General features: G+C 61.4%; 12 protein-coding genes and 2 pseudogenes. 8 read left to right on the forward strand and 6 right to left on the reverse strand.

The window, feature by feature from the left end; all coding sequences use genetic code 11:
* Window positions 1-585: 585 nt before the first annotated feature.
* The 5 genes from F6X40_RS39610 to F6X40_RS39630 are packed head-to-tail and all read right to left on the reverse strand — an operon-like array spanning window position 586 to window position 6629.
* Complete coding sequence (locus F6X40_RS39610; protein WP_187631624.1) at window positions 586-1713, reverse strand: hypothetical protein; 1128 nt, start codon at window positions 1711-1713, stop codon at window positions 586-588.
* Window positions 1714-1759: 46 nt separating this feature from the next.
* Window positions 1760-3079, reverse strand: a complete 1320-nt coding sequence (locus F6X40_RS39615; protein WP_187631625.1) for a hypothetical protein — start codon at window positions 3077-3079, stop codon at window positions 1760-1762.
* A gap of 33 nt (window positions 3080-3112) precedes the next feature.
* Complete coding sequence (locus F6X40_RS39620; protein WP_187631626.1) at window positions 3113-4372, reverse strand: hypothetical protein; 1260 nt, start codon at window positions 4370-4372, stop codon at window positions 3113-3115.
* A 44-nt stretch (window positions 4373-4416) separates the two neighbouring features.
* The gene (locus F6X40_RS39625; RefSeq protein ID WP_316251890.1) at window positions 4417-5169 is read right to left on the reverse strand and encodes an NADPH-dependent F420 reductase; all 753 of its coding nucleotides are present in this window, start codon (window positions 5167-5169) and stop codon (window positions 4417-4419) included.
* Window positions 5163-6629, reverse strand: coding sequence for an aldehyde dehydrogenase family protein (locus F6X40_RS39630; RefSeq protein WP_187631628.1), 1467 nt, complete (start codon window positions 6627-6629; stop codon window positions 5163-5165). Before F6X40_RS39630 ends, F6X40_RS39625 begins: the two co-directional genes overlap by 7 nt.
* 211 nt (window positions 6630-6840) lie before the next feature.
* Here F6X40_RS39630 and F6X40_RS39635 point away from each other — a divergent pair, with 211 nt between their 5' ends.
* The 3 genes from F6X40_RS39635 (at window position 6841) to F6X40_RS39645 (ending at window position 9084) form a co-directional block, all read left to right on the forward strand.
* Window positions 6841-7299, forward strand: a complete 459-nt coding sequence (locus F6X40_RS39635) for a nuclear transport factor 2 family protein (protein ID WP_222946295.1) — start codon at window positions 6841-6843, stop codon at window positions 7297-7299.
* A gap of 126 nt (window positions 7300-7425) precedes the next feature.
* Window positions 7426-8337, forward strand: coding sequence for a LysR family transcriptional regulator (locus F6X40_RS39640; protein WP_187631630.1), 912 nt, complete (start codon window positions 7426-7428; stop codon window positions 8335-8337).
* Window positions 8338-8403: 66 nt separating this feature from the next.
* Entirely contained in the window at window positions 8404-9084 is a 681-nt protein-coding gene (locus F6X40_RS39645; RefSeq protein WP_187631631.1) for a queuosine precursor transporter, read from the forward strand.
* Between the two features lie 19 nt (window positions 9085-9103).
* Here the strand turns inward: F6X40_RS39645 and F6X40_RS39650 are convergent, their stop codons facing one another.
* Window positions 9104-10246, reverse strand: a complete 1143-nt coding sequence (locus tag F6X40_RS39650; protein WP_187631632.1) for a LysR family transcriptional regulator — start codon at window positions 10244-10246, stop codon at window positions 9104-9106.
* Here F6X40_RS39650 and F6X40_RS39655 point away from each other — a divergent pair.
* The 5 genes and pseudogenes from F6X40_RS39655 to F6X40_RS42980 all read left to right on the forward strand — a co-directional run.
* The gene (locus F6X40_RS39655; RefSeq protein ID WP_262421725.1) at window positions 10245-11021 is read left to right on the forward strand and encodes an amidohydrolase family protein; all 777 of its coding nucleotides are present in this window, start codon (window positions 10245-10247) and stop codon (window positions 11019-11021) included. The two genes, F6X40_RS39650 and F6X40_RS39655, sit on opposite strands and share 2 nt — an antisense overlap.
* Before the next feature lie 386 nt (window positions 11022-11407).
* Window positions 11408-11932: a YybH family protein gene (locus F6X40_RS39660; RefSeq protein ID WP_262421726.1), complete on the forward strand. Its 525-nt coding sequence runs from the start codon at window positions 11408-11410 to the stop codon at window positions 11930-11932.
* A 59-nt stretch (window positions 11933-11991) separates the two neighbouring features.
* Window positions 11992-12969 (forward strand): zinc-binding alcohol dehydrogenase family protein, encoded by a 978-nt coding sequence (locus F6X40_RS39665; protein WP_187631633.1) that lies wholly within the window; start codon window positions 11992-11994, stop codon window positions 12967-12969.
* Between the two features lie 10 nt (window positions 12970-12979).
* Window positions 12980-13445 (forward strand): annotated as a pseudogene (locus F6X40_RS39670) (malonic semialdehyde reductase); the annotation flags it as partial.
* Window positions 13439-13571: pseudogene (locus F6X40_RS42980) on the forward strand (IS30 family transposase); the annotation flags it as partial. The pseudogenes F6X40_RS39670 and F6X40_RS42980, both read left to right, overlap by 7 nt.

The following is a 13571-nucleotide window of genomic DNA, read 5'->3' on the forward strand; positions in this document are numbered from 1 at the left end:
GAAATTCCGAGCGTCTCGGACCATCCCGCGGTTTCCTCCCTCGAGGCTTATCCGACGCCTGCCCACACGCGCCGCGGCACACTCACAGCCATGTGAATGAGGGCAGACGTCGAATAACCCTTAACGGCAGTACGCGTTCATACCACCAACCGGAAGCCGCCGTTGAGGATTCCAACGTCGGCTCTGTAAGATGTTCATCGAACTGGTGCTATCGGCCAACACCTGCCATTCGCCGACGCGCGCCCACAGACGCTCAGACGGCCGTTCCCCACTGTGCAGCGGACGCTCATGCGCCTTCACTCTCGTCGAACCATCGGCCACTGCTGTTTGTGTTCGTCACCACCCAGAGCATGATTGCCCGGATCAGGTCTCGCGGCATGTACCTGCCGATTATCTGTTTCTGGGTCGGCTGTTTGCGTCGCCAGATGTTTCGTCGGGAACGATGGTCGGCTGGGCCACCAATGAGCCGCGTCCATCGCACTAGACGATACGGCGCAGGGCATGCGCAACATGCAGCGCACAAAGGCTTCGCGGACCCACCGGTCACAGGTATGTCCGAGAGGGTGCTGTCCGCCACATTGACAGTTAGTGGGCCGAGTCTGCCAATTCGAATGGAATCGAGCAGCTCCCGGTCTCGACGGCCAAATCGCGGCCCGGTCGCAGCGGTCGGTCGAATGCCGCAAGTACGCTGTTGCCGCAGGCATCTTCGAGGTCCGATGTAACGCGAATGGAATATCGCCCTGGCTCCCACGGTGACAGTGGCGCAAAGCTCCATTGCTTTTCGTGCCGGTCGATCGCAATTTGCCCCAGTATTGACGGTCCGCCGTCGGACACAACTGTGATCGAATGCCAGAGCAGCGCCCAATCCAGCGGCTTGGGAAAGAGGATCGTCAGCGGTTGCCAGCTCTTTGGCGCAGGAAGCTGAACTTTCCAGCGCGCGACTGCAATGGGCTCGCGGACAGCGTCTGCGACAAGGAACGGCTTGTGGAAACTCTGGCGCAACGAACGCCCCGTCGAGTCAACCATCTCTGAGCCGATGGCCAGCACGTACCGTTGGGCCGCCTTCAACGGTGGGCCCAGCTCGCGATTGGGGCCTACCCACCGTTTCAATCTGCCGGGATCCAGCAGGACCGTCAGGCACCGCATGCTCCGGTCCCAGAGTTCGACTGGAGGCCGATAGAGTACATCGGGCGCAGGCCGTCCTTCGGGGCCGAGAAGGCTGATATGCTCCTCCGCCCGGCCGCGCCTCATTGCCCTGGAAAAGCATACGTAAAAACGAAGCAGGTTTTCCGGCAGTACATCGGCGGATGGAAAAACATTCGTGACGGAAGCCGGCTCGGCCCTGGCCGGGTTTGGAGGCGAGAATTCGAGCGTCAGCACCTCCGGGTACCCGGCGCGACCGAGCGGCCGGGGATCAAAGCTCGCGCGATAGCGAACGCCCGGTTCGAATGGAAAGCGTGGAACGAATCGAAGCCCGGCTTCCAGAATTCGATAGCGGCCCAGCACATTAGGAAGTTCGTCGCAGCCCCGCATGTCTGGGTCGATGACGCTTACCCGGAGCACCGACTGTAGCGAGGGCTCCGCCCACTGGTGTTCGCCGAGGCACAGGACAAGATCGGGATCGAGGTTGTGAACGCCGATGCAAGCATTCGTGATCTGCTGCGGATCGTGATCGAGCCGCAATATTGGTTGGAGCGTCACCTGAATCCTCACGAAGTCTCTTTTCGCCACACCCCATGCCCACCCAACGAGCAAGCGGTTATGCGTGGTCGATCTCGTTGCGATGCTCCCGATAGTGGAACGGATCCGGACCATCCGGCCAGTTCATTTCCGCCATACCCAGTCTGCGATCGAAGAAGTACGGAACCATCAGCGTGCCGAGGTCCAGTCGATACGATGTCTTCGGATGACGCCAGATAACCACCGCCCATCGCGGATTGAGAATCGCGATATGTTCCGCCCGGATCGGCAGGTCGCGTTGCGAGCGACCCAGGCCTCCCGGCCCGAAATCGATCGGACCACCGGTCGGTTCGGGTTGCGCCGTTGCCAGTTCCGTGGCCTCGATGCGCGATGCGCTGCGTACGTCGATGGTGACCAGCAGATAGTCCTTGTGGTCGAACGGATCGGTATAGATGAGCATGTCCAGCGGGTTGGCGCCATACCCCAACTCGCCTATCGTGTCGCCGCGCACATGCGCGCCATCCTTCAACGCGTCCAGATGAAAACGCACAAGCGGGGTGCAGCCGTACACGGCGAACAGATAGGGCTCTCCTTGCATCTGCCGAATGAGTTGCCGAATAACCGGAGCGCGTGTTTCGAATTCCCCGTGTGTCGGGTGCCAGATCTCGACGGTGCAGGTCGCGAAACGGGAAGTGAAGGGATAGGGGATGCGATACAGCGTCGATGCGAAGCGCTGATTGGAAATGCCCGTCACAAATATTTCGCCGTTGTAATACTTGACGTCGGTAATGGCAAACACGCGCTGTGGCTCGAACTCGAGCATCGCATTCCTGTCCGGCTCATTCGGAATCTTGACCTGGGTGTGCGCCATGCCATCGAGTTCAAGCAGTTCGAGCTTGCCGTGGTTGACCTTCACGATTGCGGGAATGGCATCCGTTCCGCGACCGCGCTCGACCGACAGGAAGATCTGCTTCGAAGGCTGATGAACCACCATATCGTTGATGACAATCTGGCTTGGAGTCGTGCCGAACAGCGCGGCCAGCTTCTGGTCGACGCCAGGGACGAGATCGCGGCCTTCGAAGTTTTGAAAATTACCCACCTCTACATCGGTTTGCGACGTCAGATCTGATTCCTTGAGCACAAAGGCGTGGACGGCAGCGCCCGCTATATCGCCGACGAAGAGCACATTGTCGGGTCCGAACTCAAGCGCACCAGCCGATCGGAGGGGACCGTCCGAGCGAGACAAAGCGGATTGACCTCGTTCGGTGACATGCTTGCTGGATTCAGCAAGGGCCGGGCCGGAGAGCGCCAGCATGAGAGCGGAGGTCGAGCCAGCTCGCAGGAACTCCCGCCTCGAGCGGACCCTGGTTGCCAACGCAGCTTTCATCGAATGGTTCATCGCAATCCCTCGCTGTGGCTTAAACGTTCGGTGCTAGATCCTTTCGAATCCACCGCCGGCAGCCGTGAATCCGCCGCCAATCTCGAGCGAGTCGATCGCGCCGTGCAGTTCCAGTACATTGACGCCTTCGCCGTGGGTGACCAGGCCGCCGGCAATCGCGATTTTTCGTGCCGATCCTCCGGGCTTGATGCTGAGGGCCGTCGCCGCAAGCCGGACAACGATGCCTTTGACGAGCGAGTCGCCCGTGCCTCCCCAGGTTTCGATACCCCGGCGGACAGCGATTTCACCGACGGGCTGGCTGATCTGGATACCCACTGCGCCGTCGGCATGCGTGACGACACGCTCGAATTCCGCCGACCGCACGGTGCCGGCGTAGACATTGAACCCACGTGATCCCTGGCCGAAAGTCTCGATCAACGCGTTGACTTCGAGCCGATCCAGGGTGCCGAAGTTGACGAAGCCGATGCCGCTCGACCCGTAGGACGTGACTTTCCCGTCGACGATCCAGCAGTCGACGGTTCCCCAGTTATCGAGCACCATGTCGTTCGGGCCGTAGGTCGTGACCGGGCCGTGATTGCGCACGTTGGCGACAAATGCCCCCGACACGACAAACACACCGCCGGTGATGCGATTCGGCGTGCCTGGCGCGATTCCGCCGTCGCTATGGACGGCGCCTGTCTCCAGACGGTGTGCGACCACACGTCCGCCCGTCTCGCCGCCACCGCTGACGAAAACGCCGCTTCCGCGAACCGGCGCGCCGGCGCGGCCGGCCGACAGGCCGGTGAGATCCGCCGTCATGGTCACGGCGCGGTCGTCGTGCTGGTTCCAGAGCGTGAAGGCGCCGGGAATAACTTCGACGCCATAGCCGTTCGGCCGCTCTTCGTAGCCGCGCGCGTCGGCGGCCCGGATGTCGATATCGTGCGCTTCGACGTGGCCGTTACGCACGCGATCGCGCGCCAGCAACTGCACCACGCCTTCAATGGTCAGGTCCTGCAACACGAGCCGGCCGATTCCGTCGACGCCGGTATCGTTGAAAACTGCGCGCCGATCGGGGTCGGCGAAAAGCTGCAGGCCGTGGACTTGATTGTCGGCCGAGAGCTCGAGTCCATGGGTGCCTTGCACAAAGTGCAGCGCCGCTTGCGAGTCGCCCCCAGTCAATTGCTGGCCGGGCGAAAGGCGCAGGCTCGGAACCTCGGCAAGGGCACCGCAGACAACGATGTTCCCGACCTGTTCGTCGGCGACCGCCGCCTGCAGGTCGGCGACCGTGGAGACCTGTCGCGTTTCGGTGTTCACGATGGCTAGCCCCTCAATGACGTGGTGCAGTGGAGACGTTGCGCTCAGACGAGCGACTCGGCTTCCTTCGCGGATACGAGCTTGCCGAGCTTGCCGAACTCATGCAGATCGCCGCCGACCTCGATCCGGATGGATTGGTCGATGCCACCCACGTTCACGGGTGAAAATCCGCTCGCGGAAATCAGACCGGCCACGACCTTGCCGGCCTCCGGGTCGTCCGTTGCATAGAACAGCACCGCCCGCTTTGGAGCACGATTCGCGGCGGTTCCGAGCGATTCGGCGCTCAAGGTGCCGAACGCCTTGACGAGTCGCGCACGATCCGGAAGGAGCGTGGAGATCAGCTGTCCGGACGATTGCTCCGCGGGGATCGTCTTTCTGAATCCGCCCTTTCCATCGGGGGCGATCGGGTTCGACGGGTCGACGATGATCTTTCCGGCCAGCGCGTCGCGATGCGTGGCCAGAAGTTGCCTGATCGCGTCCAGGTAGATCGCGAGGATGACGACGTCCGCCCTGGCAATCGCATCCTCGACCGGCATGGCTTGCGCATGGCTGCCCAGTTCACGGGCCGCCTTCTCCGCCATCTCTGGCGTCTTTGCCGCGACGAGGATCCGCTCGCCGCCGGTTATCAGATTCTTCGCCAGCCGGGAGCCTATGTTTCCAAGGCCGATGATCGTGGTGTTCATGTCAGTGATCTCCTTTCTGTTTCCCGTCTCCGCGACAGGAACGGTCAAGCCGGCAAGCGTGCGCGGCGCCGTGTTCGGCGCAAGAGGCGCGGGGACAGAAGATGCGGTCAGCAATGCGTTGGGCGCAGATCGATCTCGTGAATGACCGTACGATACTCGACGAAGTCATCGATCGCCGATACGCCGTTCAGCCGGCCGAGGCCGCTCTGCCTGTAGCCGCCTTCTTCCGTTTCGTCGTAGACCACCGCCCAGTTGTTGATCCAGACGGTGCCCGCCTGCAACTGCCGCGCGATGCGCAGCGGACGGTCCACATTCGTGGACCAGACCGACGCAGAGAGACCATACTGGGAGTGATTCGCAAGAGTGACGGCTTCGTCTTCGCTATCGAAGGCCTGCATGACAAGGACCGGGCCGAACACCTCCTCCTTGGCGATCGGCATCGAATGATCGTTGATCTCGAGCAGTGCCGGACGGTAGAAAGCGCCCCGCGCGAGCGCCCCCTCCCTGAACGGACCGCCTCGCACGACGACTCGGGCGCCGGCCGCGATCGCGGCGTCGACCATGCCGTCCACGCGGCGGACATTGGCGAGATTGATCATGGGCCCCATGTCGCTCGAAGGATCTGCGGCGGGGCCGACCTTGAGCGCCTCGAGGCGCGCCGCGAGACGCGCGCGGACGGTGTCCAGAATGGCGCGGTGCACGAGAAGTCGGCTGCCTGTCATGCAGAACTGTCCGGCAAACACGGTCAGGGCTTTCTCGACTTTTGGCAGGGCCGCGTCGAGGTCGGCGTCGTCGAACAGGAGCATGGGGGTCTTGCCGCCGAGCTCACCGCCAAAGCGCTTCATGTTCCTGGCGCATCCCGCCATGATCGCCTGCCCGGTCTTTGAACTGCCGGTCAGGCTAATCACCGGCACATCCGGAGAGTCGACCAGCACGCGGGCCCCGGCACTGTGCGTTTCCGTAAAGACGTTGATGACGCCTCGCGGCAGACTCGCGACTTCGCTGAAAACTTCGCACAGGCGCGTGTTCGTCTGCGCGGTGAAGCCGGGAAGCTTGCCGACGACGGTGCACCCTGCAGCAAGCGCCGGCGCGAGCGAGCGGATGAAGAGCACGACCGGCGAGTTCCAGGGCGCGATGATGCCGGCGACACCTGCTGGCTCGCGCAGCGTCGTCGTATAGCGTCCCGGTGCGGTTTCCATGGCGCGCCCGTAATCCGCGAGGGCGAGGGCGGCGTAAAAGCGCAACTTGGACGGCACCATCGTGACCTCGAATTCGGCTTCGGCCTTGACCTTTCCGTTTTCAAGCATCAGGATTTCGACCAGATCGCCGGCCCGTGCCTCGAAGCAGTCCGCCATTTCGTTGAGCGCCCTGGCCCGCAGATGACGGTTCTCGCGCCAGTCGGTGTCCCTGAAGGCTTTGAGCGCAACGGCGATCGCGCGCGTCGCCAGTTCGTCGGTCGCTTCGGTATAGGTTCCGATCGTCTCGCCACTTGCCGGAGCGATGCTCTGGGCGATGGTCGGGGCATCCGCCCACTCACCTCCGATCCAGTGCCGAGCTCGCAACTGAGAAGCCATGTCACACTCCCGACCGGTTTCCTGTGTAGTCCAGATCAACTGTAGAAACACTCATATGTCACGTTTTTCTTGCATGGTAGGCAACCGGTCGCCCGACCGTTAACGGCCAATCCGGAAATCGGATTTCCAAATTTGGAAAGATCGCAAGAGCAGCCGCATTTGTATGCTTGAGCATGTGCCTGGGATCAGGTTCCTGTCCGGGAGTAACCCAATGCTCACTCCGACCGAAGTGCTGTCGTCGATACTGCACAAGCCAACCGATATCGACCACGTCCGATCGCTTGTCACGCCCGATGTGACCTATGTTTCGCTCAACTACGACAATCGCGATCTGAAGAAGATCATGCCGTGGGCCGGGACGTCTCGCGGCCCCGAGAGCATCGTCAAGACCTTCGTGGATGTCGGCAGATACTGGGAAATCCAGTCTTTCGAGCCCGAAGCGCTGTTCGGCTCAGACGAATACGCGGCAATGTTCGGGCGGTTCACGTACAGGTCGACGGTCCTGTCCAGGGTCGTGACGTCGCCGTTCGCGGTGTTTGCAAAGGTCGAGCAGGGCCGTTGCACGTACCTCCAGTTCATGGAAGACACGTTCGCGACCGGCGCGTCGTTCCGAAGCGGGGGAAGCTGGACGTTTCAGAGCAATCCGGACGGCGAACGAGTCGTGATCTGAGCGGCCCGGTCTGCCACATCACCGCAGACGGACTGCCGCCTTGCCGCTGGCCCGGTGCGGCGGTAACCTGAGCCAGGCGACGCCGCATGGCGCCGCAAGGCAACGGGCGGATGGAGCTAAACGGTGATGAAGGACCTGAATTCCCTTCTGATTTTTGCGAAGGTCGTCGAGGCGAGCAGCTTTTCGGAGGCCGCAAAGCGCCTCAAGATGCCAATTTCCTCGGTGAGCCGCCGTATCGCCGAACTTGAAAACCAGTTGGGCGTTCGCCTGCTCGAGCGATCGACACACCACCTGAGGCTCACGGACTTTGGCGCCGAAGTATTCGAGCTCGCAAGGCATGCCGCCGAGGTTAGCGAAGCCGTTGACAATGTCATCTCGAACCGCCTCCCGGAGGTGTCCGGCACCTTGCGGCTCAGTGCGCCGCCGAGCATCTCCGATTCGCTGATCGTGCCTGTCGTTGGCGCTTTTCAGCAGGCTTACCCGAATGTGCAGGTCAAGGCATTCATTACCGAGCGCATTGTCGACCAGATAGCCGAGGACGTCGATATCGCGTTCAAGGTCGGGACCTTCACCGATGCGTCGCTCGCCGCGCGCACGCTGCTGACTTACCGGCATCAGGTCGTCGCCAGTCCAACATACCTCGCCAGATACGGCCGGCCTGAAACGCCGCAGGATCTTCCCGGGCACCGGCTTTTCGCGTTCTCTTTCTGGAAGCCGGACTATAGCTGGAGTTTCGTTCACGTCAACGGCCGGGATACCGAAACGGTTTCCTTCCAGCCGGTGATCGCGATGAACGATTACACGGGCCTGATCGTGGCGCTGCTCGAAGGCAGCGGCATCGGAGAACTGCCACCCATCGTCCAGCCGGAACTCATGCGCAGCGGGCTGCTCGTCGAGGTCATGCCGGATTGGCGTCTGCCGGTTTTCGACCTGACCATCGCGAACCTGCGCGATCGCTATCTGCCCCGGCAGATCCGCATCTTCAGGGACTTCGCTTCGCAGATGGTGCCCGGACTCTTTGCGTCGTTACCGGTCTGAACGGCGCAAGCGAGGCCCAGCAGACCGGCTTGTCGTCTCGTCAGACCAATCGAACCGGGTGTCCCGATGCGCCATGCCGATGCACTGCCCCGATACCTCGGTGTTCTCCTGGCGCTGAACGTGACCTTTCTGCTCGTATCGGATTTCACGGGCTCGAGGATCATCGCCATCTTCGGCATCGGCGTTTCCGTCACGGTTTTTTACTTTCCGCTCACGTACCTGATTGGCGACGTCCTGACCGAAGTCTACGGCTACGCGCGGGCACGGCGCGTCATCTGGATTTCGATGTTCTGCTCGGTCGCCGGATCCGGTATTGCCAAAGCACAGTTGCTTGTGCCGGCGGCGAATTTCTTTACCTACGATCCAGCGTTCCAGCATATCTTTTCGCCCGGCGTGAAAGTATCGATCGCCGGCCTGGTGGCCTTCTTCGCGGGCGACATATGCAACTCGTACGTGCTGGCGAAAATGAAAATCTGGGATCAGGGCAAGCGCCTGTGGGCGCGATTTGTTTTTTCAACCCTTGTTGGCGAAGGTGTCAACACCGCGCTTTTCTACGGAATCGCGCTGCGAGGTGTGCTGCCCGGCGATCTTCTGCTTCGGGGTATTGCCGTAGGGTGGACCATCAAGGTGCTCGTCGAAATCGCCATGCTGCCCGTCTCGTACCGGGTCGTTCGCTGGCTGAAGCAAGCGGAAAACCTCGATTACTACGACTATGACACCAATTTCAACCCGTTCATCTTACGTTAGCGCGTCGAGGATTCCAGGCTTACTCCGGAAGATCCGGAAACAGCACGGGCGCCATCTGAATCGCGAACTCCTTGAAAAGCCGGCACGGCTTCGAGATGTGCCGGTTGCCAAGATAGACGAGCGAGAGATCGTAGGTCTGGAGGTGCCACTGGGGCATCACCTCGACGAGCTGGCCCTCGCGGATGAGATCGGGCCGAACCACAGGGGGCAGTTCGCCAATGCCGGAGGTGGCCAAAAGCATGGGCGCAAGGCCGGCGAAATCGTTCATCGCGAAAAACGGCTGAAACGTGAGCGTCTGCCTTTCCCGGCCATTCTCGTGAACGAAGCACCAGGTGGAATCGGGCTTCCAGTGCGAAAACGCAAGCAGCCGGTGCGCGAGCAGATCCTGCGGTTTTCGGAGCGCCTCGCAACGCTTGAGATAGGCAGGGGTTGCCACGAGCCGGTGCCGGTAAGTCAGCAGGCGCCTCGCGACCAGCGACGAGTCGCGCAATGCGCCGACGCGGAACACGAGGTCGACGCCGTCTGCGATGTGCTCCACGTAGCGCTCGGTGACGAGAATCTGGAAACGCACGTTCGGATACGTCTTCTGGAATTCGATGACGAGCGGCGTCAGCAGGGTATCCGAAATACTCGGCGGCGCCGAAAGGCGCAAGACCCCAGCCATGTCCGAGAGATGGTTGGAAACGACGCATTCGATGGCCTTGCCCAATTCGACACTTCGCGTGGCGTGCTCGTACACCTCCTTGCCGAGGTCGGTGAGGGCGAGATTGCGCGTGGAGCGTTCGAGTAGACGAACGCCTAGCGCCTGCTCGAACTCCGCGATGCGCCGGCTGACCGTGGAGACCGGCATGTTCAGGCAGCGTGCAGCCCCGGAAAGACTGCCCGATTCGATCACCTTTGCGAATATCACCAGCGCGTCGAGGTTTGCCATCGCTTTTCCATCATTGGAAAGATTATTGTGCGCGGCTTCAGGGCGCCGCGGCAAGAAAGGGCGCAACCGGCGGCACGCCGGCGAGAGCGCGATGTCATGGCGCGCCGATCTTCCTGAAAATGGAAAACGATTTTTCGCTTTGCCGGCTACCGGAAAATCGCGGCTGATATAACGTTTTCGACATGCAAGGGACGAATTCAGGTCAACCCCGGTTTCAAAGGAGCGTGTCATGAAAGGAAAGATCGTTCTGGAGGAACACCTGAGCACGCCGCTGAACAACAGCCTTTGGGACGCGTGCTCGGAAGCCGCGCGAAACGGCAAGGCGTATATGGAGGACGTCGAGTCGCGATTGCTCGACGTCGACCGGCGCCTCGAGGAAATGGACCGCAACGGGATCGACATGGCGATCGTCTCGCTCACGTCTCCGGGCGCGCAATCGATCATCGACCCTCGCGAGGCGGTCGAGTTCACGCGCAAGACCAACGATGAAATCAACGAAAATTTCACGTCACGCGATCCGGCACGCCTCCGCGCGTTTGCTACCGTCGCGTTGCAGTCGCCGAGGGAAGCGGCCGACGAGCTCGAACGGGCGGTAAAGGAGCTCGGCATGCTGGGCGCACTGATCAACGGCTATACGAACGTCGGCAGTGCCGATTCGGCCCAGTATCTGGATGAGGCGCCGGTGTGGGAATTCTGGGACCGCGTCGCACAGCTCGAAGTCCCGGTCTATCTGCACCCGCGCGAACCGCTGCCAGGCCAGCAGCGCATATACGAAGGCTACGCATCGCTCGTCGGATCCGCGTGGGGCTTTGCGCACGAAACGGCGACGCACGCGATCCGGCTGATGCTCAGCGGACTGTTCGACCGCTATCCCAACCTCTCGATCATACTTGGGCATCTTGGCGAAGGACTGCCTCTGATGCTGCCGCGTCTCGAACACCGGCTGAAGATGCAGCGGAAGGCGTCGGGCTTGGCGCGGCCAGACGGCCAGTCGGCGAATATCTGAGCCGCAATTTCTACATCACGACCAGCGGTCATTTCCATACCGCCGGGCTGCACTTGGCGATCGCGGAAATCGGCACGGACCGGGTGATGTTCTCTGTCGACTAGCCGTACGAGAGCATGGCGACGGCGAGCGAGTGGTTCCACAACGCGGGGATCGCCGCGAACGACCGGGAGAGGATCGGCCGCGAAAATGCAATGCGCCTGTTCAGGCTGTGAGACGGCGGCGATGGTCTTCACGGTTTCGTTGGCGACGGTCGATCAGGGTTGCACAAGACACAATTGCCAGTCGAGCCCGGAACGTCGCGGCCAAGACGTCAATGGTGCTTTCCTAACCGGCTACACGTTCTTCGCACGGACGTCGGTCGTTTCGACAAGGGGGTTTAAATCATGAAACACCGTGATCTCATTGCCTGCATGGCGGTGTTCCTGCCTGCTGTCCTTTTGGCGCTTGCTTCCCCGGTGCCGGTGGCCGTTGCAGCGAAGGACGCGATTCCGTATTCGTCGGATGCGGCGGTGAGCGCAGGGCAACGCGAAGTCTACGACGTCGTCCACCGCTATGAAAGCGCCCTCAACGCAAAGGACACGGAAGCGATCGTCGGACTGTTTGCCGAGGACAGCGTCGCCGAATGGAATGACAAGCGCACATACGCGACGCGTGAGCAAAGGATTGCGGGCTACAACGCTCTCTTCAAGACAGCGAAATTTTCCACGGTTTTTGCCTATGATGCGATCAACGTCTATGGCGACACGGCGGTCGTCAGAACGCACCATCATGTGGGCGCCGCCGTCATAGAAAACGGGAAAAAGGTGACCGACTATAACCGGGAGGTCTTCGTGCTTCGGAAGATCGACGGAACGTGGAAGATCGTTCTCTACACGTTCAACACCGATCCCAGGCAGGGAGAAGGTTGAAGTCCAACCAGCCTGCGCGCGTGCGCATGCGCGTGCTCGCGAGCCACAAGGGGGCGTCGATGACGACCATGAAAGCTGTAGTGATCCACGAGCCGGGCGGGCCCGAAATGCTCAAGATCGAGGAGCGTCCGATACCGTCGCCGCAGCGGGGCGAGGTCCTAATCCGTGTCAAGGCATTTGGACTCAACCGCTCCGAGATGTTTACACGCCAGGGATTTTCGCCCGACGTGAAATTTCCGCGCGTACTCGGGATAGAAGCGGTCGGCATCGTGGAAGACGCGCCGGGAATGGAATTCGCGAAAGGCGATACGGTTGCCACCGCGATGGGCGGCATGGGGCGCCAGTTCGACGGCAGCTACGCGGAGTACACCTGCGTACCTGCCCGGCAGGTGCAGAAACTGGTCACCAGTCTCGACTGGGAAACGCTCGGTGCAATGCCGGAAATGCTTCAGACCGCGTGGGGCTCGCTGTTCAAGGCGCTTGCGCTCCAGGATCGGGATCGCCTTCTGATTCGCGGTGGCACGACTTCGGTTGGGCTCGCCGCCGCCGCGATCGCCAAGTCGCACGGCGCATTTGTGATATCGACGACCCGCAACCCACAGAAAGGCGACGCATTGCGCGCCAATGGGGCCGACCGTGTCGTCATAGACACGGGTGCGGTCGCACAGGAAATCGGCGAAGTGTCGCCCGGCGGCGTCGACAAGGTGCTGGAACTAATAGGCACCACCACCTTGAAAGATTCGCTGCACTGCGCGAAGCCGGGCGGTGTCGTGTGCATGACCGGCATTGTTGGCAATCAATGGTCGTTCGACAACTTTAGCCCGATGGACGTGATACCGAGCACCGTGAGACTGACGATCTACGATGGCGGCGTCAACGAATTCATGGAGACCCCGTACGACGAATTGTTGGACCAGGTGAAGGCAGGGACGCTCCGTATCCCCGTCGGAAAGGTATTTGGACTCGCCGAGATCGGGGAAGCACACCGGTGCATGGAAGATAACAAGGCCGGTGGAAAGATCGTCGTGCTGACATGAAGAGGGCTTTATGAAGATTCCACTGAGCGATGCTGGCCTCGATCTTCTGTTTCGCGATGCGCGCACCTACCGATGGCAGGAAAAGACCCGTCTCGGATGAAACGCTGCGCCAGCTTTACGACCTGCTGAGGTGGGCCCCGACGAGTGCCAACTGCAACCCGATGCGCATCGTGTTCCTGCGTACGAAGGAGGGAAAGGCCCGGCTGAGACCGGCGCTCGCCCCCGGCGATGTCGACAAGGTCATGAGTGCACCGGTCACCGCCATCGTTGCCTATGACCTCAACTTCTACGAGAAGCTGCCTCTGCTGTTTCCGCACAACGCCGGCATGCGTGACCACTTCGCGCACTCGCCCGAACTCGTCGAGACGACAGCAAAGCGCAACTCGAGCTTGCAGGGCGCTTATCTGATCCTGGCCGCGCGGGCGCTTGGACTCGATTGCGGCCCGATGTCGGGATTCGACAACGCCAAGGTCGACGACCCAAAGCCTGTAAACTGGTTGAGCACCGGATGTTGGCGCACATCGTGGCAGCCAAGCTACAACTGCAGTGGTCACCGCAGCAGATCGCCGGATGGCTCAGACGCGCGTACCCAGACAACGAGG

The sequence above is a fragment of the Paraburkholderia sp. UCT31 genome (genome assembly GCF_014397655.1).
GTDB lineage: Bacteria > Pseudomonadota > Gammaproteobacteria > Burkholderiales > Burkholderiaceae > Paraburkholderia > Paraburkholderia tuberum.

Bases quoted from the DNA above. Each gene is read 5' to 3' on its own strand.
- F6X40_RS39640 (WP_187631630.1), top strand. From the start codon at position 7,426: ATGAAGGACCTGAATTCCCTTCTGATTTTTGCGAAGGTCGTCGAGGCG.
- F6X40_RS39665 (WP_187631633.1), top strand. From the start codon at position 11,992: ATGACGACCATGAAAGCTGTAGTGATCCACGAGCCGGGCGGGCCCGAA.
- F6X40_RS39650 (WP_187631632.1), bottom strand. From the start codon at position 10,246: ATGACACGCTCCTTTGAAACCGGGGTTGACCTGAATTCGTCCCTTGCA.
- F6X40_RS39635 (WP_222946295.1), top strand. From the start codon at position 6,841: ATGCTCACTCCGACCGAAGTGCTGTCGTCGATACTGCACAAGCCAACC.
- F6X40_RS39660 (WP_262421726.1), top strand. From the start codon at position 11,408: ATGAAACACCGTGATCTCATTGCCTGCATGGCGGTGTTCCTGCCTGCT.
- F6X40_RS39615 (WP_187631625.1), bottom strand. From the start codon at position 3,079: ATGAACCATTCGATGAAAGCTGCGTTGGCAACCAGGGTCCGCTCGAGG.
- F6X40_RS39630 (WP_187631628.1), bottom strand. From the start codon at position 6,629: ATGGCTTCTCAGTTGCGAGCTCGGCACTGGATCGGAGGTGAGTGGGCG.
- F6X40_RS39645 (WP_187631631.1), top strand. From the start codon at position 8,404: ATGCGCCATGCCGATGCACTGCCCCGATACCTCGGTGTTCTCCTGGCG.
- F6X40_RS39655 (WP_262421725.1), top strand. From the start codon at position 10,245: ATGAAAGGAAAGATCGTTCTGGAGGAACACCTGAGCACGCCGCTGAAC.